Source organism: Thiomicrospira aerophila AL3, from assembly GCF_000227665.2.
Lineage (GTDB): Bacteria > Pseudomonadota > Gammaproteobacteria > Thiomicrospirales > Thiomicrospiraceae > Thiomicrospira > Thiomicrospira aerophila.
Map to the genome: position 1 here is coordinate 136,662 of NZ_CP007030.1, position 17,762 is coordinate 154,423.

Annotated in this window: 22 protein-coding genes and 4 tRNA genes; 21 read left to right on the plus strand and 5 right to left on the minus strand. The window is 47.2% G+C overall.

Annotated features, from left to right (window positions below; translation table 11 throughout):
* The first annotated feature begins 1 nt into the window (after position 1).
* Positions 2-259 (plus strand): hypothetical protein, encoded by a 258-nt coding sequence (locus THIAE_RS00575; RefSeq protein WP_006459640.1) that lies wholly within the window; start codon positions 2-4, stop codon positions 257-259.
* Between the two features lie 70 nt (positions 260-329).
* Here THIAE_RS00575 and THIAE_RS00580 read toward each other — a convergent pair whose 3' ends face one another.
* The 4 genes from THIAE_RS00580 to THIAE_RS00595 form a co-directional block, all read right to left on the minus strand.
* The gene (locus THIAE_RS00580; protein WP_006459639.1) at positions 330-1,610 is read right to left on the minus strand and encodes an O-acetylhomoserine aminocarboxypropyltransferase/cysteine synthase family protein; all 1,281 of its coding nucleotides are present in this window, start codon (positions 1,608-1,610) and stop codon (positions 330-332) included.
* A gap of 78 nt (positions 1,611-1,688) precedes the next feature.
* A complete protein-coding gene (bioD, locus tag THIAE_RS00585) occupies positions 1,689-2,351 on the minus strand; it encodes a dethiobiotin synthase (protein WP_006459638.1) in 663 nt (220 codons plus the stop codon).
* A 2-nt stretch (positions 2,352-2,353) separates the two neighbouring features.
* Complete coding sequence (locus THIAE_RS00590) at positions 2,354-3,241, minus strand: phosphoribosylaminoimidazolesuccinocarboxamide synthase (protein WP_006459637.1); 888 nt, start codon at positions 3,239-3,241, stop codon at positions 2,354-2,356.
* Positions 3,242-3,263: 22 nt separating this feature from the next.
* Positions 3,264-3,860 (minus strand): phosphate-starvation-inducible protein PsiE, encoded by a 597-nt coding sequence (locus tag THIAE_RS00595; RefSeq protein WP_006459636.1) that lies wholly within the window; start codon positions 3,858-3,860, stop codon positions 3,264-3,266.
* A 158-nt stretch (positions 3,861-4,018) separates the two neighbouring features.
* Between THIAE_RS00595 and rpe the strand changes: the two genes are divergently transcribed.
* From rpe to speE, 9 genes are all read left to right on the plus strand, one after another.
* The gene (gene rpe, locus THIAE_RS00600) at positions 4,019-4,723 is read left to right on the plus strand and encodes a ribulose-phosphate 3-epimerase (protein ID WP_006459635.1); all 705 of its coding nucleotides are present in this window, start codon (positions 4,019-4,021) and stop codon (positions 4,721-4,723) included.
* 9 nt (positions 4,724-4,732) lie between these two features.
* On the plus strand, positions 4,733-5,419 hold the full coding sequence (locus tag THIAE_RS00605) for a phosphoglycolate phosphatase (RefSeq protein WP_006459634.1): 687 nt from the start codon (positions 4,733-4,735) through the stop codon (positions 5,417-5,419).
* 3 nt (positions 5,420-5,422) lie between these two features.
* A complete protein-coding gene (gene trpE, locus THIAE_RS00610) occupies positions 5,423-6,937 on the plus strand; it encodes an anthranilate synthase component I (RefSeq protein WP_006459633.1) in 1,515 nt (504 codons plus the stop codon).
* Positions 6,921-7,505, plus strand: a complete 585-nt coding sequence (locus tag THIAE_RS00615) for an anthranilate synthase component II (protein WP_006459632.1) — start codon at positions 6,921-6,923, stop codon at positions 7,503-7,505. The genes trpE and THIAE_RS00615 overlap by 17 nt, the downstream gene beginning before the upstream one ends.
* Before the next feature lie 8 nt (positions 7,506-7,513).
* Complete coding sequence (trpD, locus tag THIAE_RS00620) at positions 7,514-8,533, plus strand: anthranilate phosphoribosyltransferase (RefSeq protein ID WP_006459631.1); 1,020 nt, start codon at positions 7,514-7,516, stop codon at positions 8,531-8,533.
* A 41-nt stretch (positions 8,534-8,574) separates the two neighbouring features.
* Positions 8,575-9,378: an indole-3-glycerol phosphate synthase TrpC gene (gene trpC, locus THIAE_RS00625; RefSeq protein ID WP_006459630.1), complete on the plus strand. Its 804-nt coding sequence runs from the start codon at positions 8,575-8,577 to the stop codon at positions 9,376-9,378.
* A 93-nt stretch (positions 9,379-9,471) separates the two neighbouring features.
* Positions 9,472-9,900: an OsmC family protein gene (locus THIAE_RS00630; protein WP_041483090.1), complete on the plus strand. Its 429-nt coding sequence runs from the start codon at positions 9,472-9,474 to the stop codon at positions 9,898-9,900.
* Between the two features lie 107 nt (positions 9,901-10,007).
* The gene (gene speD, locus THIAE_RS00635) at positions 10,008-10,514 is read left to right on the plus strand and encodes an adenosylmethionine decarboxylase (protein WP_006459628.1); all 507 of its coding nucleotides are present in this window, start codon (positions 10,008-10,010) and stop codon (positions 10,512-10,514) included.
* Positions 10,511-11,338, plus strand: coding sequence for a polyamine aminopropyltransferase (gene speE / locus THIAE_RS00640; RefSeq protein ID WP_006459627.1), 828 nt, complete (start codon positions 10,511-10,513; stop codon positions 11,336-11,338). The genes speD and speE overlap by 4 nt, the downstream gene beginning before the upstream one ends.
* On the opposite strand, the gene bioA is transcribed toward speE, so the two are convergent.
* Positions 11,335-12,660 (minus strand): adenosylmethionine--8-amino-7-oxononanoate transaminase, encoded by a 1,326-nt coding sequence (bioA, locus tag THIAE_RS00645; protein WP_006459626.1) that lies wholly within the window; start codon positions 12,658-12,660, stop codon positions 11,335-11,337. The genes speE and bioA overlap by 4 nt on opposite strands.
* A 115-nt stretch (positions 12,661-12,775) precedes the next feature.
* Here bioA and THIAE_RS00650 point away from each other — a divergent pair.
* From THIAE_RS00650 to rplL, 11 genes are all read left to right on the plus strand, one after another.
* Positions 12,776-12,860 (plus strand) — tRNA-Tyr (locus THIAE_RS00650).
* A 7-nt stretch (positions 12,861-12,867) separates the two neighbouring features.
* Positions 12,868-12,942: transfer RNA gene (locus THIAE_RS00655), tRNA-Gly, on the plus strand.
* A gap of 20 nt (positions 12,943-12,962) precedes the next feature.
* Positions 12,963-13,038, plus strand: a tRNA-Thr gene (locus THIAE_RS00660).
* Positions 13,039-13,089: 51 nt separating this feature from the next.
* A complete protein-coding gene (tuf, locus tag THIAE_RS00665; protein WP_025299247.1) occupies positions 13,090-14,280 on the plus strand; it encodes an elongation factor Tu in 1,191 nt (396 codons plus the stop codon).
* Positions 14,281-14,334: 54 nt separating this feature from the next.
* Positions 14,335-14,411: transfer RNA gene (locus THIAE_RS00670), tRNA-Trp, on the plus strand.
* Between the two features lie 57 nt (positions 14,412-14,468).
* On the plus strand, positions 14,469-14,852 hold the full coding sequence (gene secE, locus THIAE_RS00675) for a preprotein translocase subunit SecE (RefSeq protein WP_006459624.1): 384 nt from the start codon (positions 14,469-14,471) through the stop codon (positions 14,850-14,852).
* 1 nt (position 14,853) lies between these two features.
* On the plus strand, positions 14,854-15,387 hold the full coding sequence (nusG, locus tag THIAE_RS00680; protein ID WP_006459623.1) for a transcription termination/antitermination protein NusG: 534 nt from the start codon (positions 14,854-14,856) through the stop codon (positions 15,385-15,387).
* A 51-nt stretch (positions 15,388-15,438) separates the two neighbouring features.
* Positions 15,439-15,867, plus strand: a complete 429-nt coding sequence (rplK, locus tag THIAE_RS00685) for a 50S ribosomal protein L11 (RefSeq protein ID WP_006459622.1) — start codon at positions 15,439-15,441, stop codon at positions 15,865-15,867.
* A 6-nt stretch (positions 15,868-15,873) separates the two neighbouring features.
* A complete protein-coding gene (gene rplA / locus THIAE_RS00690; protein ID WP_006459621.1) occupies positions 15,874-16,563 on the plus strand; it encodes a 50S ribosomal protein L1 in 690 nt (229 codons plus the stop codon).
* Positions 16,564-16,722: 159 nt separating this feature from the next.
* The gene (gene rplJ / locus THIAE_RS00695) at positions 16,723-17,217 is read left to right on the plus strand and encodes a 50S ribosomal protein L10 (protein WP_006459620.1); all 495 of its coding nucleotides are present in this window, start codon (positions 16,723-16,725) and stop codon (positions 17,215-17,217) included.
* Between the two features lie 39 nt (positions 17,218-17,256).
* Positions 17,257-17,625 (plus strand): 50S ribosomal protein L7/L12, encoded by a 369-nt coding sequence (gene rplL, locus THIAE_RS00700; protein ID WP_006459619.1) that lies wholly within the window; start codon positions 17,257-17,259, stop codon positions 17,623-17,625.
* The last annotated feature ends 137 nt before the right edge of the window (positions 17,626-17,762 follow it).

A 17,762-nucleotide genomic window follows, 5' to 3' on the forward strand; every position in this document is an offset into this window, starting at 1 on the left:
AATGTGTATTGTGGCGCTGATTATTGCGGTAGGGTTATTGATTTATTATTTAGATAGCCATTTAGAAAATTGGCATTTGGTTGAGCGTTTGGATACGCACAGCGAGATCACCTTGGCGGTTGGTTGGGAGATGATTCCGGCATTTTGGCCGCTGATTGCGTTGAGTGTGATTAGCACCTTAGTGGCGGTGATGCTGTATCAACGGATTTTTAATAAAACACAAATCGGTTGCTCAAGCTGCCCAACGGATAAGTGTTAGTCACAGGCTTAAGATTTGTGAAAACATCAAAGAACCCCCACGCACCAGGCCTGGTGCGTGGGGGTTTGCTTTAAGTTTTAGCCGCGGTGAGGGCTTGGTCTATATCGGTGAGGATGTCGTCGATATGTTCAATACCTATCGATAAGCGCACCATTTCCGGTGACACACCGGCGGTTTTGAGTTCTGCATCATTAAGTTGGCGATGTGTGGTTTCTGCCGGAATGCTGGCGCAGGATTTGGCATCACCAATATTCACCAAGCGAATAATCATTTGTAGCGCGTCATAGAATTGACGCGTGCCTTCACGCCCCGATTTTAAGCCGAAACTTAGAATGCCGGAGGCTTTGCCGTTTAAATACTTGTTGGCCAGTGCGTGGTCTTTGTGGCTCGCCAGGCCTGCATAGTTCACCCAAGCCACTTGTTGGTGTTGGGCTAAGAACTCGGCGACTTTTTGTGTGTTGTCGCAAATTCGCTCCATGCGCAAAGCCAGGGTTTCCAAGCCTTGCAGTAATTGGAACGCATTCATCGGTGACAAGGCCGCGCCCATATTACGCAGTGGCACTACGCGACACCGCGCAATAAACGCCGCCGCGCCAAAGTCCTGGGTGTAGGTCACGCCATGATAAGACACATCCGGCGTATTCAATAACGGGAAACGCTCGGCATGCTCTGCCCAAGGAAATTTGCCGGAATCGACAATCACGCCACCAATAGTGGTGCCGTGGCCGCCAATATATTTAGTGGCCGAATGGATCACTATATCCGCACCCTGTTCAATCGGTCGCCAAAGCACCGGTGACGCCACAGTGTTATCGACGACCAGCGGAATACCGTGCTGGTGCGCTAATTTGGCCAAGCGTTCAATATCGGCAATGCCGCCGGACGGATTGCCGACGGTTTCACAATAGAGCAGCTTGGTGTTGGCATCAATCAGCTGTGCAATCTCATCATCGCCGGCGTCTTTATTGAAAAAGCGGACTTCAAGTCCTTGGCGTGGCAAGGTATGGGCAAACAGGTTGTAAGTGCCGCCATAAAGCTCGCCGGTGCTGAGAATGTTATCACCGGCTTCGGCCAGGGTTTGGATGGTGTAGGTAATCGCGGCCATGCCGGACGACACCGCTAGGCCTGCTATGCCGCCTTCCATTGCGGCGATTCGGCTTTCCAGTACCGCATTGGTGGGGTTCATAATCCGCGAGTAGATATTGCCTGCAACCTTGAGATCAAATAAATCGGCCGCGTGTTGCGCATCATCAAACGCAAACGACGTGGTTTGATAAATCGGCACCGCCACCGACTTGGTGGTGTCTTCCGGCTGATAGCCGCCATGTAATGCAATGGTTTCGAGCTTCATATCCTGACCTCAAGTATAAATTAAATGATTGAATTTTCTATTCTAAAGCAATCTGGACGTCTTAGCGCGCGTCAATAATTAAACTACCAGCGGAGAGGGGTGGGTTTGATAGCGCTGATGGATGACCGGATAGCGGCAGAGTTGTTGCAGATCATTGAAGTTATCTAGGTCAGCTTGAGGACTAATGTCATTGAGTATCACAGCATGAAGCTTGAGCTGGCGCTGTTCAATCGCTTCGATAGTCAGTAACGCGTGGTTTAAACAACCGAGTCGATTGCCCACCACTAAAATCAATGGATAGTTGAGCTTTAGCGCAAGGTCGGCATTCAGGCCATCGCTGGCTAGGGGCGATAAAAAACCACCCGCGCCCTCAACCAGTGCAAATTGATCGGCTGCGACTTGGCAGGCCTGGTATAAGGCGTTGATGTTAATTGTCTGGCCGGATTGTGCTATCGCACGTGCTGGCGAAATGGCTGCTTCAAAGCGATAGGGGCAAATGCGGGCCAAGGGTTCGCTGGTCTGGCTTGCGGCTTGCAGTTGCAAGGCATCTTCAGACAGCAGGCTGCCATCGGCCTGCAGCATGCAGCCGGAAGCCACCGGCTTGCGTGGTGAAACCGCAATCCCTTGCTTAACCAAACCTTGTGCAATGCAGCAGGCGACAAAGCTCTTGCCGATTTCGGTATCGGTGCCGGTAATAAAAAAACCCGCCGCCGAAGTCTCGCCAAGATTAAGGCTAAACATGTTTAATTTTCGGTTAAGCGTGCTTGCGCTTCTTGGTATTTGCTAAGCGTGGCCTTGACCACGTCATCAGGCAGTTCTGGACCGGGTGCCGTTTTATTCCAGTCGAGTGTTTCAAGATAGTCACGCACAAATTGCTTATCAAAGCTTGGAGGGTTACTGCCGGTGGCATAGTCTTTAGCCGGCCAAAAACGTGAGCTATCTGGGGTGAGAATTTCATCAATCAGCACTAAATTGCCTTGTTCATCTAAGCCAAATTCAAACTTGGTGTCGGCAATAATAATGCCACGCGCTAACGCAAACTCGGCGGCTGATTTGTATAAGGCTAAGCTCACTTCTTGCACTTGATTCGCCAAGTCGGCACCAATTTTGGCGACCATTTGCTCAAAGGTAATATTTTCATCGTGATCGCCCACCTCCGCTTTGCTTGAAGGGGTGAACAGCGGCTCAGGGAGTTGTTGGGCTAATACCAGGCCTGCTGGCAAAGCTAAACCGCATACACTTTGGCTTTGTTGGTACTCTTTCCAGCCAGAACCGACTAAATAACCCCTTACGATGGCTTCAATTGGCAACGGAGTGTAGCGTCCAACAATTACACCACGACCATCCAGTTGAGCCAGTTCATCTGGGTTTAAAAAGTCACTGAGATTTAAATCGCTAGCGAGATGATTACGAATAATACCTTGGGTGTGACGAAACCAAAACTGCGCCATTTCAGCCAAAATACGTCCTTTGCCAGGAATGGGTGTGGGCAAAATAACGTCGAACGCTGAGATGCGGTCGGTAGTAACGATCAGTAAATGTTGATCGTTTAGCTGATATAAATCACGCACCTTGCCACGATTGAGCAAAGGTACCGATGTGAGGTTGGATTGGTGTAGGGCAGGGGTCATGTCCGTCTCCTAAATAAGTGCCTTATTCGGCAGCTGAATCGGGTTGTTGGTTCGGTTTGGGGCGACGGCGGCGGTTGCGGCGGTGGCCTTCGGTTATACGTTGCTGTTGATGCGGCTTTCGGGCGCTATCGTCATCGTTTTCTAACAAGTCATCTGTTCGTCCATCTTGGTCGCCAATAGGGTTCTTAATGGGTTGAGCGGCTATCCAACGTGGCCCCAAACGGTCTTGTGATGGAAACTTTAACGAGCCATAACGTAATGCTAACACCGCAAGAGCAATCAGAATAATGGTGAAGCCAACAGCCAACATTTCCCATTCACTGAGTTCTTTCATTTCTAAGATTAAATAACGCGCCATGGCAATAATGGCAATGTAGAGCGGTAGGCGGATCGGCAACTTACCCGAATCCAGGTAGATGGCCACCATTGCGAGCACTTCAAGATATAAAAAGAGTAATAGTAGGTCGCCCAGGGTAACGGTAGCTGTACGCACCATATGAGTAACCTCGGTAAATCCGGCATAAATAGTGGCGAGGGCGATGATAACGAGACCAATAATCTCGAAAACGCCAATAGTTCGGCGAATGGCGTGGGTGGTTTTGGTGTGTTGGACACTCATGGGAAAGTCCTTTTTTATCAAGCTATTTTTGCCGCATTATAGTGTTTTTGCACCGGCTAAGGTGAAATTTATCCCGATACTGGTAAAATGCTTGGCATTTCATCGTGTTTAATGACACGATTGGTGATGTTTTTTTATTTCTTTAAGAGGATTTGAACATGGCAAAGCAACCAAATTGGATCGCGCCTTCTATTTTATCAGCCGATTTTGCGCAGTTGGGCAAAGATGTGAAAGATGTTTTAAATGCGGGCGCAGACGTGGTGCATTTTGATGTGATGGACAATCATTATGTGCCTAACTTGACTATTGGGCCATTGGTTTGTGAGTCGCTAAAAAATTACATGGTGCGTGAAAGCTTAACGGCGCCAATTGATGTGCATTTAATGGTTAAGCCAGTTGATCGTGTCATTGGCGACTTTGCTAATGCCGGTGCGGACTATATTACTTTCCACCCTGAAGCCTCAGAGCATATTGACCGTAGTCTGCAATTGATTAAAGCGGCCGGCTGTAAAGCAGGACTGGTGTTTAACCCAGCCACCTCTTTAAGCTACCTTGAGCATGTGATGGACAAGATCGATATGATTTTAATCATGTCGGTGAACCCAGGTTTTGGTGGTCAGGCGTTTATTCCACACGCGTTGGATAAATTACGTGCCGCTCGCCAGTTGATTGATGCCAGTGGTAAAGAGATTCGTTTGGAAATCGATGGCGGCGTGAAAGCAGAAAACATTGCTGAAGTCGCTGCAGCCGGTTGTGATACGTTTGTCTCAGGTTCAGGGATTTTTGGTAAAGCGAATGCGAGCGATGCGAACCGGTATGACACTATTATCAAACAGATGCGTGACGAACTCGCAAAGGCATAAGTGAACGGCATGGTAGAGAAAATACAACCAGGCCTGGTGCTTATCGACCTAGATGGTACGCTGATTGATAGTGTGCCGGACTTGGCTTACTGCGTGGATGAAATGATGGCGCAACTAGGTTTGCCATTACGCGGTGAAGCGGCGGTGCGCAACTGGGTGGGCAATGGTGTCGAGCGCCTTGTTCGTCGTGCATTAATTAATGCGGTGGATGGCGAGCCAGATGACGCCACCTTTGCCAAAGCCTATCCAATATTTTTAGAACTTTATCGTGACAATAATGCCAAGCGCTCGCAGGTATATGATGGTGTGGTGGCAGGCATTGAATGGATGCAGGCACAGGGTTATCGTTTGAGTTGTGTGACCAACAAAGCCGAGGCATTTACCTTGCCGTTATTGAAAGATAAAGGTTTGTTAGATTATTTTGAGTTTGTTGTCAGTGGCGATACCTGCGCGGAGAAAAAACCGCATCCGATGCCGTTGTTGCATGCGGCGAAACTGATGAATGTTGCGCCAGATAATGCGTTGATGATTGGCGATTCCAAAAGTGATGTGAAAGCAGCGCGTGCAGCAGGCTTTCATATCTTCTGCATGAGTTATGGTTATAACCACGGTGAAAACATTCGCGATTATGCTCCGGATGTGGTGATGGATAGCATGACCGAGTTGGCCAATTATATGTGTGCACAGGAGAGTTAGGCGATGGCAATAACCCGCGACCAACTGCATGAATTACAAGCTCAAGGCTACAGCCATGCGCCGATGGTGCGTCAGTTGTTGGCGGATTTTGATACGCCTTTGTCGGTCTATGCCAAGCTTGCCGATGCACCCAATAGCTATTTATTTGAATCGGTGCAAGGCGGTGACAAATGGGGGCGCTATTCTATTATTGGGTTGCCCTGTGATACGCAGATTCGGGTTAAGGGGCAGCGCGTCAGTGTTTGGCAAGCGGGTAAACAGGTTGCTGAACAAGTCGTGGATGACCCACTTGCTTGGTTGGAAGCCTATCAAACTCAGTTTAAGGTCTATGATCAACCAGGCCTGCCAAAGTTTTGTGGTGGCTTAGTGGGCTATTTTGGTTATGACACGGTGCGTTATATGGAGCCACGTTTAGCCGCCAGTACGCCTGCGCAAGACGATTTAAATGCTGACGATATGGTGCTATTGGTTTCCAAAGAGTTGGTGGTGTTCGATAACTTGAATGGACAGGTGCAGTGTATTGTTCAAGTGCCGTTGCAAGATGCCAGTATGGCCGATCCCTATGCCTATGGTATGCAGCGCTTGAGCGAGATGGTCGCACAGCTGGGTAAACCCTTGACGCCGCCACAAGACAAGTCCAGCGGCCAATCGGTGGCTGAATTAGATTTTAAGTCTAGTTTTGGTGAGGCGGCGTTTAAAGACGCAGTGCATAAAATTAAGGACTATATTTTGGCCGGTGATGCCATGCAGGTGGTGCTATCACAGCAAATGTCCTTGGACTATCCTTATCGTTCGCTAGATTTATATCGGGCGCTGCGTCACCTCAACCCATCACCCTATTTGTTTTACGTCAATTTAGCTGATTTGCAAATTGTCGGCTCATCGCCAGAAATTTTGGTCCGCCTTGAAGATGAGGTAGTGACGGTGCGGCCAATCGCAGGTACTCGCAAACGCGGTGAATCTGCCGAAGCTGACTTGGCTTTAGAGCAAGATTTGTTGGCCGATCCGAAAGAATTGGCTGAGCATTTAATGTTGATTGATCTGGGGCGTAATGATGTAGGCAGGATTGCCCAAACCGGTGCGGTCAAGTTAACTGAAAAAATGACTGTGGAGCGTTATTCACACGTGATGCATATCGTTTCTAATGTCGAGGCCAAAGTGCAGCAGGGATTGAGCGCGTTAGATGTGTTGCGCGCAACCTTTCCTGCGGGTACGGTATCGGGCGCGCCCAAAGTACGCGCGATGGAAATTATTGATGAATTAGAGCCGGTCAAGCGCGGGATTTATGCCGGAGCAGTCGGTTATTTGGGCTGGCACGGTAATATGGATACGGCGATTGCGATTCGCACTGCCGTGATTAAAGATGGTCGTTTATTTGTGCAGGCGGGTGCCGGTATTGTGGCCGATTCAATAGCACAAAGTGAATGGGATGAAACCATGAATAAAGGGCGCGCGGTGTTTCGTGCCGCCGCATTTGTAAGCCAAGGTATGGGAGCTGACGATGTTGTTAATGATTGATAACTACGATTCCTTTACTTACAACCTTGTGCAGTATTTTGGTGAGCTAGGGCAAGAGGTGAAGGTCGTGCGCAATGACCAGTTAACGCTTGATGATATTGCCGCTTGGCAGCCTGAGTTTTTAGTGATTTCGCCCGGCCCCTGTACCCCAACCGAAGCGGGGGTGTCCGTCGCGGCCATTCAGCGTTTTGCCGGTGAGATCCCTATTCTAGGGGTGTGCTTAGGTCATCAAGCGATAGGTCAGGCCTTCGGTGGAGAAATTATTCGAGCCAAGCAGGTGATGCACGGTAAAACCTCGCCGGTATTTCATCATAATATTGGGGTGTTTAGCGATTTACCCAACCCAGTGCAAACCACCCGCTACCATTCGTTAGTGATCAACCAGGCCTGTTTACCTGATTGTTTAGAGGTGACCGCTTGGACACAAACCGAGTCGGGTGAGTTTGATGAGATTATGGGCGTGAGGCATAAAACCTTGCCCGTTGAAGGGGTGCAGTTTCACCCTGAATCCATCTTGACCGAGCAAGGTCATCAAATGTTGCAAAATTTTTTAAATCAGAAAAAGTGAGTTAGCCGATGTTAATTGCGCAAGCCTTGCAGGTATTGTTAAAAAAACAAGATTTAACTGGTTCGCAAATGCGCGAGGTGATGCAGTATTTAATGTCGGGTGCGGCCAGTGATGCTGAAATTGCGGGTTTGTTAGTGGCTTTGCGAATGAAAGGCGAAACGATTGATGAAATTGCCGCTGCCGCCGAAGTCATGCGCAGCTTGTCAGTGAAAGTGTCCGTGAAGGATAGTCAGGGCTTAATTGATACCTGTGGCACCGGCGGTGACGGTGCGAATATTTTTAACGTGTCTACCGCAACGGCATTTGTCGCAGCAGCAGGCGGCGCAAAGGTGGCTAAGCATGGTAACCGTTCGGTCTCGAGCAAGTCGGGTAGTGCCGACTTATTGGAAGTCGCTGGGGTAAATCTAGGCTTAACCGCCCATCAAGTCGAAGCCTGCATTGAGCAGTTAGGCGTCGGCTTTATGTTTGCGCCGGCTCATCACGGTGCTATGAAGCATGTGATTGGGGTGCGTAAAGCATTAGGTGTGCGTACTGTGTTTAATTTGCTCGGCCCGTTAACGAATCCGGCTAATGCACCCGCGCAGGTATTGGGTGTTTATGATCGCGGTTTATTGGTACCTTTTGCCCAGGTCTTAAAGCAGTTAGGTTCTAAGCATGTCATGGTGGTGCATGCAGCCGATGGGTTAGATGAAATTTCAGTGGCCGCACCTACCTATGTTGCCGAGTTGCGCGATGGCGTGATTAAAGAATGGCAAATTAATCCAGATGAATATGGTATGGCGCATAACAGCTTATTGCCCTTGGCCGTTTCATCGGCACAAGAAAGTTTGGCGCTAATTAAGCAAGCCTTTGCGGGTGAGTCAGGTCCAGCAGCCGATATTATCTGTTTAAATGCCGGTGCAGCGCTTTATGTGGCGGGTCAGGTTGCCAGTTTTGCCGATGGCGTGATAAGAGCCAAGACGCTACTGCAGGATGGTTTGGCGCAGCAGAAGTTGGCTCAATTTGTTGAGTTCACTCAAGCCATGTAAGGTTACAAGGCGTCTTTTTAACTTAACTTTTTAGGAATGCTATGGCCACGCCGACGATTTTAACCAAGATTAATCAACGTAAATTGGCTGAAATAGCCGCAGCAGAAGCATCCATGCCCTTGGCAAATCTAGCCGAGTTGGCTAAGCAGGCCTGCTTAGTCAATCCTACAAGGGGTTTTGTTCAGGCCTTGCAAGCCAAAGTGACGGCAGGCCAAGCGGGCGTGATTGCTGAGATAAAAAAAGCCTCGCCTAGTAAAGGTATATTGCGCGAAAATTTTGATCCTGTTGCGATTGCCCAAGCTTATGAGCGTGCGGGTGCAGCCTGTTTGTCGATTTTAACGGATGTAGACTTTTTTCAAGGGTCAGCTGATTATTTGCGCCAAGCGCGTGCAGCCGTCAGTTTACCGGTGATTCGTAAAGACTTTATTATTGCGCCCTATCAAGTCTATGAAGCACGGGCGATGGGGGCAGACTGTATTTTACTGATTGCGGCGTCTTTAACCGATACACAGATGCAGGCGCTTACTGAACTTGCGCAGTCTTTACAAATGGATGTGCTGATTGAGGTGCATGATGCGCAAGAATTAACCCGTGCGCTGCAAATTCCGTTACCCATAATTGGTATTAATAACCGTAACTTACACACGTTTGAGGTGAGCTTGCAAACCACTTTGGATTTACTGGCCGCTTTGCCAGACGATCGTTTAGTGATTACAGAAAGCGGTATTTTAAGTGCAGCGGATGTAGCGATGATGCGCAGCCACAATGTCCATGGCTTTTTGGTCGGTGAGGCCTTTATGCGTGCTCATGATCCAGGTGATGCACTGGCGAAGATGTTTGCTTAACATCAAAGCAGGCCTGGTTGAGTGTTACTTAACCAGGCCTGCTTATTTGTAAGAATTAACAAAAATTTAATGACATTAGGTGGGGTGAAAGTGATGAATAAAATCGCAACCGTTAAATGGGTGGATGGCATGAGCTTTGTCGGTGAAACAGCTTCGGGTCATGCGGTTGTCATGGATGGGCCACCGGATATTGGTGGTAAAAACCTTGGTCCTCGCCCGATGGAAATGGTGTTGTTGGGTTTGGGGGGCTGCACGGCTGTCGATGTGATGATGATTTTGCAAAAGGGCGGTCAAGCCGTGCAGGATTGTCGTATTGAAGTCAGTGCGGAGCGAGCGGACAGCATCCCCAAGGTTTATACTAAAATTCATTTGCATTATGTAGTGACAGGACAAGCCTTATCTGCCGCTAAAGTGGAACGCGCGGTCAAGTTGTCGGCTGAAAAATATTGCTCCGTATCGAAAATGCTAGAGCAAGCGGCAGAACTCACCCACGATTTTGAAGTGATCGATACCGCGCTATAAGGTTCATGGATAATTGATTTTGCTTGCTTTTTTGTGAGTAGGCGTCATAATTCGCGTTTTTCAAATTTTTATTAACAGCACAATAACAAGGGAAGGTGGGCCAAAAAATGCCTGAAAATATTCTAAAAACCGGAAACGAGCACTTTGAAATCATTGAAAAAACGACGGTGATTGAGTCGTCTTGGCCCACCCATGATCAAGCGGTGGAAGATTTAACCCAAGATCACTTTATTGTGCGCGATGGTAAAGAATATGCAGGCACGCATCTGATTATCGACCTCTGGGGGGCGAAGCGTTTAGATGAGTTGGAGCTTATGGAAGACACTTTGCGTGAAGCTGTTAAGCAAGCAGGTGCCACCTTGTTACATATTCACTTGCATCACTTTACGCCTAATGGGGGTATTTCCGGGGTGGCGGTCTTGGCCGAGTCACACATTAGTGTCCATTCCTGGCCTGAGCGTGACTTTGCGGCATTTGATGTGTTTATGTGTGGTGATGCCCAGCCAGAAAAAGCGATCGCCGTGTTAGAAGCCGCTTTTACACCGAGCAGAGTGGTAGTGGATACGCTGCTACGCGGTGATGTCGATACGGCCAGTGCTGAGGATGCCGCGTGAGTGAATTGAGCTATTTAGAAACCTTGCATCCCTCCTGGGGGCAGGCGTTTATTATGGATGAGGTATTGTTTGAAAGCAAAACAGAGCACCAGCACCTGATCATCTTTAATAATGCGCAATGGGGTCGAGTGATGGCCCTAGATGGTGTGATTCAAACCACCGAGCGTGATGAGTTTATTTATCATGAGATGTTGACGCATGTACCAATGATGGCGCATCCAAAACCGCAGCGCGTCTTGATTATTGGTGGGGGCGATGGCGGTATTCTGCGTGAGGTGCTGAAACATTCTGATGTTGAGCAGGTGACGCAGGTCGAGATTGATGAGGCGGTTGTTACCTTGTGTCGTGAGTATTTTCCGAATCATTCTCAGGGCGCGTATGATGATCCGCGGTTGAATTTAGTGATTGGCGATGGTGTTGATTTTGTTAACCAAACGCAGCAAAAATTTGATGTGGTCATTTCGGATTCAACGGATCCGGTTGGGCCCGGTGAAGTCTTGTTTACATCCCGTTTTTACCAAGGTGTGCAGGCCTGCTTAGCCGAGGGTGGCGTCTTTGTTGCCCAGAATGGTGTAAGCTTCCTGCAGGGCGATGAGGTAAGGACATCCGCACAGCGTTTAGGGTTAACCTTTGCAAAACGGGGTTTTTATACCGTGGCGGTGCCAACCTACGTGGGTGGCATTATGACACTGGCTTGGGCTAGCGATTCAGTGGACTTGCCATCTGTGATGCCTCGTGGGTTTGAATTGGCGACACGCTATTACACGCCTGCGGTGCACCAAGCCTGTTTTGCACTGCCACGTTATGTGGCAGAGCAACTTTAAACAAAAGGCTGTGCTTCAGTCCTTGGCTGGCACCTTGGCTCATTAAGTGCGGTCATGACGGCTTGGGCTATAACCAGAGCTAAACGTTCAGCGTCCTGAGTTGTAATGGTATAGGCTGGCATACTGTAAACCAGTTTGCCAAAAGGTCTTAACCAAACATTCTGTGCTAAAGCCAGTTGTTGAATGCGACTGGCTAAATCTGTCCTATTTAATTCTATAACGGCTACGCCACCCAAACAGCGCACATCGGCAATATCCGGATGTTGCAGAGATTGCCAGGTCCGTTGAAATGTGTTTTGGATTTGAGTCACCGCCTTTTGCCAATCATAGTCATTTAAAAGCATGATGCTGCTATGCGCAATTCGACAAGCCAGCGGGTTCGCCATAAAGGTGGGGCCGTGCATCAGCAGGCCTGGTTCTGCCTGACTAATGCCGCTTCGGATTCGCTCATTGCATAGCGTGGCAGCAAGGCTGATCATACCGGCACTTAAGCCTTTTCCCAAGGTCATGATATCGGGCTGAGTCCCGGCCCATTCACAGGCAAAGAGCTTGCCCGTTCGTCCTAATCCTGTTGCAATTTCATCAGCGATCAGTAACACGTCATATTCCTGACAAAGGGCTGTGGCTTGACTCAAATAGTCAGCGGAATAAAAACGCATCCCACCTGCGCCTTGTATAATCGGCTCAAAAATGAATGCAGCAATGTTTTGATGCTGCTGCTCTAGTAGGGCTTTAAGCGAATCTAAGCAGGCCTGATTCGTAAGAGGATGGTTGGGGTGATGACATATTGGCGGTGCATCGGCAAAAAGGTTCGGCATTAGATTTTGGGCGAATAGGTGGTGCATGCCATCTACAGGGTCACAAACCGACATGGCACCAAATGTATCGCCATGATAAGCATGTTTTAAGGCAATAAACTTGGACTTTTGCGGTTGACCAATCGATTTCCAATACTGCAAAGCCATTTTAAGTGCAACTTCCACGGCAATCGAACCGGAGTCAGCAAAAAAAACATGTTCAAGGCCTGCCGGCGTAATATCAATTAAAGCCCTAGCCAATTCAGTTGCAGGATGATGACTGAAACCGCCAAACATTATATGTGGCATTATGCTTAACTGGTCGTGAGCCGCCGCTAAAATACTCGGGTGGTTATAGCCATGGATCGCAGACCACCAAGATGACATGGCATCGAGAAGCTGGCTACCATCATCTAGCGTAATTCGACTGCCCTTTGTGGCAGCAGCATTGAGTACGGGTGAATTCGCAGGTAAGCGATTATAGGGGTGCCAAATATGTTGTTGGTCAAATTCAGTTGCGTTCATAATGAATAGTGTAACGAATCCTTAGCAGAATAAAATAATGGCTGAATTATTTTGAAACTTTAGCATTCTTTTGTTGACAGGTGTTTTTTTCTAGGTAGAATACGCAACCACATTTGGAGGGTTTCCCGAGCGGTCAAAGGGGGCAGACTGTAAATCTGCTGGCTCAGCCTTCGTTGGTTCGAATCCAGCACCCTCCACCAAATTCCTGCGGGTGTCGTATAATGGCTATTACCTCGGCCTTCCAAGCCGAAGACGTGGGTTCGATTCCCATCACCCGCTCCATTTCAAGATTTAGAAATTCAGCTCTCATAGCTCAGTCGGTAGAGCGCTTCCATGGTAAGGAAGAGGTCACCAGTTCGATTCTGGTTGAGAGCTCCATTTTTAGGCTGGGGTGCCCAGTCAATTAGTAATGCTAAAACGGGGTTCGTCATGGCAAAAGCAAAGTTTGAACGTACAAAGCCGCACGTAAACGTGGGAACGATTGGTCACGTTGACCATGGTAAGACTACTTTAACAGCGGCCTTAACGATTGTGCAGGGTAAGAAGTTTGGTGGTGATGTAAAAGCATACGACCAGATTGACAATGCACCAGAAGAAAAAGCGCGTGGTATCACGATTTCAACTGCTCACGTTGAGTATGAGTCTGAAGCACGTCACTATGCACACGTTGACTGCCCAGGGCACGCTGACTATGTAAAAAACATGATCACTGGTGCGGCGCAGATGGATGGTGCGATTCTTGTATGTTCGGCCGCTGATGGCCCCATGCCACAAACGCGTGAGCACATTCTATTATCACGTCAGGTAGGTGTACCTTACATCGTTGTGTTCTTAAACAAAGCGGACATGGTTGATGACGAAGAGTTACTAGAATTGGTTGAAATGGAAGTGCGTGAGTTGTTGTCTGACTATGACTTCCCAGGTGATGATACACCTGTTATCAAGGGTTCAGCATTAAAAGCGATTGAAGGCGATCAGTCTGAAATCGGTGAGCCTGCAATCGGTCGTTTGATTGAAGCACTTGATACCTATATTCCAACGCCGCAGCGTGATACGGATAAGCCTTTCTTGATGCCAGTAGAGGACGTGTTCTCAATTCAAGGTCGTGGTACGGTTGTAACCGGTCGTATTGAGACAGGTGTGGTTAAAGTGGGTGATACCATTGAGATCGTAGGTATTCGCGACACCACAACAACTACGGTAACAGGTGTGGAAATGTTCCGCAAGTTGCTAGATCAAGGTGAAGCGGGCGACAACGTAGGTGTGTTGTTACGTGGAACGAAGCGTGAAGACGTTGAGCGTGGTCAGGTGTTAAGCCATGTTGGTAAGATCAAGCCACATACTCAGTTTGAGTCTGAAGTGTATGTATTGTCAAAAGAAGAGGGTGGTCGTCATACACCATTCTTCAATGGCTACCGTCCACAGTTCTACTTCCGTACAACTGATGTAACAGGTGCATGTGAGTTACCATCAGGTGTTGAAATGGTTATGCCAGGTGACAACATTCAGATGACAATCACCTTAATTAATCCAATCGCGATGGACGAAGGTCTACGTTTTGCGATTCGTGAAGGTGGTCGTACCGTTGGTGCGGGTGTTGTTTCTAAGATTTTGAAATAATAAAATCTTGCAAAAACTAAAAGGGACTGGTATAGTCCCTTTTTTTAATTTTCTAGGGGTATAGCTCCAATTGGTAGAGCCGCGGATTCCAAATCCGAAGGTTGGGAGTTCGAATCTCTCTACCCCTGCCATATTTTAACGGTCTGTATCTAGGGTACAGGTCGTTTTTTTTAATTGTACTGAAACCAATGAATAAGAAACCAGAAGTTCAAGAAGCACGCAGTACAGCGGATACCGCTAAGCTGGTATTGTCTCTCGCTATATTATTAGGTGGCGTCTTTGCCTATTACTCTTTATCTGACCTGCATGCGGTTGTTAGGGTTTTGATCGTTTTGGCCGGTGTCGCAGCCTCTGCCGCTGTGCTTTACACCACAGCACTAGGTGGCTCTTGGTTTAAATATTTGATTCAAACTAAAAAAGAAGTTCGTCAAGTGGTGTGGCCTACACGCAAAGAAACAGCACAGACGACACTTATTGTAGTGATTGCCGTCATTATCGTAGGTATTTTCCTGTGGTTGATTGATATGTTCTTTCTTTGGGCGGTCAAGCTATTAACCGGACAAGGGGGTTAAGATGGCTAAGCGTTGGTATGTAGTGCACGCATTCTCTGGATACGAGAATAAAGTAAAAGCAGGCATCATTGATTATGCTGAACGCGCAGAGCTAACTGATCATTTCGGTAGAATTTTAGTACCTTCAGAAGAAGTTGTTGAGATTCGTGATGGTAAGAAACGTACCAGTGAACGTAAGTTTTTTCCTGGTTACGTGTTGGTTGAAATGGAGCTTAGTGAGGAAACTTGGCATTTAGTTAAAAGTGTACCTCAAGTGCTTGGTTTTATCGGCGGTAAGAGTGATCGTCCTGCGCCTATTACGCAAAAAGAAGTGGATCGCATATTGCAGCGTGTCGAAGAAAATGTCGACAAGCCAAGACCAAAAATTATTTATGAGCCAGGTGAAATGGTGCGCGTTACAGATGGCCCATTTACCGATTTTGAGGCCGTAGTTGAAGGTGTTGACTACGATAAGAATAAATTACAAGTATCAGTTTTGATTTTTGGACGTTCAACGCCTGTAGAGCTTGAATTTTCACAAGTCGTAAAAAGCTGATTTTTTTAACGGGGAGCCGAAAGGCGCTATTACCCAACTAGGAGTGTAACCATGGCTAAGAAGATTGCAGCCTATATTAAATTACAGATTCCTGCCGGTGCAGCGAATCCAAGTCCGCCCGTTGGCCCTGCTTTGGGTCAACGTGGTGTTAATATCATGGAATTTTGTAAGGCATTCAATGCACAGACTGCGAATGTTGAGAAAGGCCTTCCGTTACCTGTAGTTATCACTGTTTATAGTGATAAAAGTTTTACGTTTATTACTAAAACCCCTCCTGCAGCGGTGTTACTGAAAAAAGCAGCGGGTATTAAGAGTGGCAGTGCGGTTCCTAACCTAAACAAGGTTGGTAAAGTAACGCGTGCTCAGTTGGAAGAAATTGCAACGACCAAAATGCCAGACTTAAATGCGCATGACTTAGAAACAGCGGTAAAAATCATTGAAGGTTCTGCGCGTAGCATGGGCCTAACGGTTGAGGGGTAATACGACATGGCAAAGTTAACTAAAAAACAAAAAGCAATGGCTGAACGTATTAATAAGGATTCAGCATATGAAGTAATTGCCGCTCTTGACCTAGTAAAAGAATTAGCAACTGCTAAATTTGATGAAACCGTAGATGTCGCAGTTAAACTAGGTGTCGATCCACGTAAATCTGACCAGGTTGTCCGTGGTGCAACTGTATTGCCCAATGGTTTGGGTAAGACGATACGTGTTGCTGTATTCACTGGTGAAGCAAACCAAGCGGCTGCAAAAGCTGCAGGTGCTGACTTTGTTGGTATGGATGAATTGGCCGCTGAAATTAAAAAAGGCATGATGGACTTTGACGTTGTTATTGCTAGTCCAGATGCAATGCGTGTAGTAGGTGCGCTAGGTACTGTTCTTGGTCCACGTGGACTAATGCCTAACCCAAAAACAGGTACAGTCACACCTGATGTTGTGACTGCCATTAATAATGCTAAGGCCGGTCAAGTTCGCTACCGTGTTGATAAGGCAGGTATTGTTCATGCACCTATTGGCAAAGCATCATTTGATAGCCAGAAATTAAAAGAAAACCTTGCAGCCTTAATTGAAGACTTAAATAAAGCTAAGCCTTCTGCTGCTAAGGGTGTTTACATGAAGAAGGTTTCCTTATCCAGTACCATGGGTCCTGCGGTAACAGTGGAACAGTCTTCAATCTAAATTCCTATTGCTGTATGTGGTAGGTTGCGGTTTGGGTCTCCTAAATGTGAGTGCCCGTCGCAGACCGTAGGTGGCTGTTATAAGTACAGTCTTAATTGCATTTGCGGCCTACGTAGATGAGTAGTTTAGTTTTAATAAACTAAACTTATGGAGGTTAGAATGGCACTTAAACTCGAAGATAAAAAGCTTGTCTTGGAAGAAGTCTCAGCAATTTTAGCTGAAACAGTTTCTGTAGTCGTAGCTGAATATCGTGGGTTGTCAGTGGAGCAGATGACTAAGCTTCGTTCTCAAGCTCGTGACAACGGCGTTGTTGTTCGCGTAGTTAAAAATACTTTAGCGCGTCGCGCATTCGCTGGAACTCAATATGAAGATATGACGTCTTCATTGGTTGGTCCGGTTGTGTTGGTATTCTCACAAAAAGAATTGTCAGCCGCTGCACGTATTGTTAAAGCATTTAAAAAAGAAAACGATGCGATGGTTGTTAAGTCGGTCTCAATTGGTTCGGGCGCACTTGACGCAAGCCAGTTGGACTTAGTTGCATCACTACCAACTTACGACGAAGCAATTGCAAAACTAATGTATGTAATGAAAGCACCAGTCGAGAAATTGGCTCGTACGCTTGCAGCTTACAAAGAGTCTCGCGAAGCGGCTTAATTTTTTGCATTAGTTATTTATTACATTTAGGAGATAAACATGTCTGTATCACAAAACGATATCTTAGAAGCCGTTGCCAATATGACGGTTGTTGAAGTTGTTGAATTAATTTCAGCAATGGAAGAAAAATTTGGTGTATCTGCTGCAGCTATGGCTGTTGCAGGCCCAGCTGTTGCTGCTGAAGCTGCGGAAGAGCAAACTGAATTCAACGTTATCCTGACTAACGCTGGATCTAACAAAGTTGGCGCGATCAAGGCTGTACGTTCAATCACTGGTCTTGGTTTGAAAGAAGCTAAGGATGCGGTTGAAGGTGTACCTACTGTGCTTAAAGAAGGTGTTTCTAAGGCTGAAGCTGAAGACATCAAAAAGCAAGTTGAAGAGGCTGGCGGACAGGTTGAAATCAAGTAATAACTTGGTTTTAGCTGCTTAGTTGCAGTAAAAATGGCTGACATTTCGATGTCGGCCTTTTTGTGTTTTAACAGTGTGTAAAAGCGTCATATTTTAGTTTGATACGACCCTTTTATACATTTGCTTGAAGTCCCACA

What these genes read in the sequence shown, in the direction of transcription:
- trpE (WP_006459633.1), top strand. Translation starts at nt 5,423, where the DNA reads ATGGCAATAACCCGCGACCAACTGCATGAATTACAAGCTCAAGGCTAC.
- THIAE_RS00580 (WP_006459639.1), bottom strand. Translation starts at nt 1,610, where the DNA reads ATGAAGCTCGAAACCATTGCATTACATGGCGGCTATCAGCCGGAAGAC.
- THIAE_RS00630 (WP_041483090.1), top strand. Translation starts at nt 9,472, where the DNA reads ATGAATAAAATCGCAACCGTTAAATGGGTGGATGGCATGAGCTTTGTC.
- trpC (WP_006459630.1), top strand. Translation starts at nt 8,575, where the DNA reads ATGGCCACGCCGACGATTTTAACCAAGATTAATCAACGTAAATTGGCT.
- nusG (WP_006459623.1), top strand. Translation starts at nt 14,854, where the DNA reads ATGGCTAAGCGTTGGTATGTAGTGCACGCATTCTCTGGATACGAGAAT.
- bioA (WP_006459626.1), bottom strand. Translation starts at nt 12,660, where the DNA reads ATGAACGCAACTGAATTTGACCAACAACATATTTGGCACCCCTATAAT.
- trpD (WP_006459631.1), top strand. Translation starts at nt 7,514, where the DNA reads ATGTTAATTGCGCAAGCCTTGCAGGTATTGTTAAAAAAACAAGATTTA.
- speD (WP_006459628.1), top strand. Translation starts at nt 10,008, where the DNA reads ATGCCTGAAAATATTCTAAAAACCGGAAACGAGCACTTTGAAATCATT.
- THIAE_RS00595 (WP_006459636.1), bottom strand. Translation starts at nt 3,860, where the DNA reads ATGAGTGTCCAACACACCAAAACCACCCACGCCATTCGCCGAACTATT.
- THIAE_RS00605 (WP_006459634.1), top strand. Translation starts at nt 4,733, where the DNA reads ATGGTAGAGAAAATACAACCAGGCCTGGTGCTTATCGACCTAGATGGT.
- rplK (WP_006459622.1), top strand. Translation starts at nt 15,439, where the DNA reads ATGGCTAAGAAGATTGCAGCCTATATTAAATTACAGATTCCTGCCGGT.
- rpe (WP_006459635.1), top strand. Translation starts at nt 4,019, where the DNA reads ATGGCAAAGCAACCAAATTGGATCGCGCCTTCTATTTTATCAGCCGAT.
- bioD (WP_006459638.1), bottom strand. Translation starts at nt 2,351, where the DNA reads ATGTTTAGCCTTAATCTTGGCGAGACTTCGGCGGCGGGTTTTTTTATT.
- THIAE_RS00575 (WP_006459640.1), top strand. Translation starts at nt 2, where the DNA reads ATGTGTATTGTGGCGCTGATTATTGCGGTAGGGTTATTGATTTATTAT.
- rplA (WP_006459621.1), top strand. Translation starts at nt 15,874, where the DNA reads ATGGCAAAGTTAACTAAAAAACAAAAAGCAATGGCTGAACGTATTAAT.
- tuf (WP_025299247.1), top strand. Translation starts at nt 13,090, where the DNA reads ATGGCAAAAGCAAAGTTTGAACGTACAAAGCCGCACGTAAACGTGGGA.
- rplJ (WP_006459620.1), top strand. Translation starts at nt 16,723, where the DNA reads ATGGCACTTAAACTCGAAGATAAAAAGCTTGTCTTGGAAGAAGTCTCA.
- THIAE_RS00615 (WP_006459632.1), top strand. Translation starts at nt 6,921, where the DNA reads ATGTTGTTAATGATTGATAACTACGATTCCTTTACTTACAACCTTGTG.
- secE (WP_006459624.1), top strand. Translation starts at nt 14,469, where the DNA reads ATGAATAAGAAACCAGAAGTTCAAGAAGCACGCAGTACAGCGGATACC.
- THIAE_RS00590 (WP_006459637.1), bottom strand. Translation starts at nt 3,241, where the DNA reads ATGACCCCTGCCCTACACCAATCCAACCTCACATCGGTACCTTTGCTC.
- rplL (WP_006459619.1), top strand. Translation starts at nt 17,257, where the DNA reads ATGTCTGTATCACAAAACGATATCTTAGAAGCCGTTGCCAATATGACG.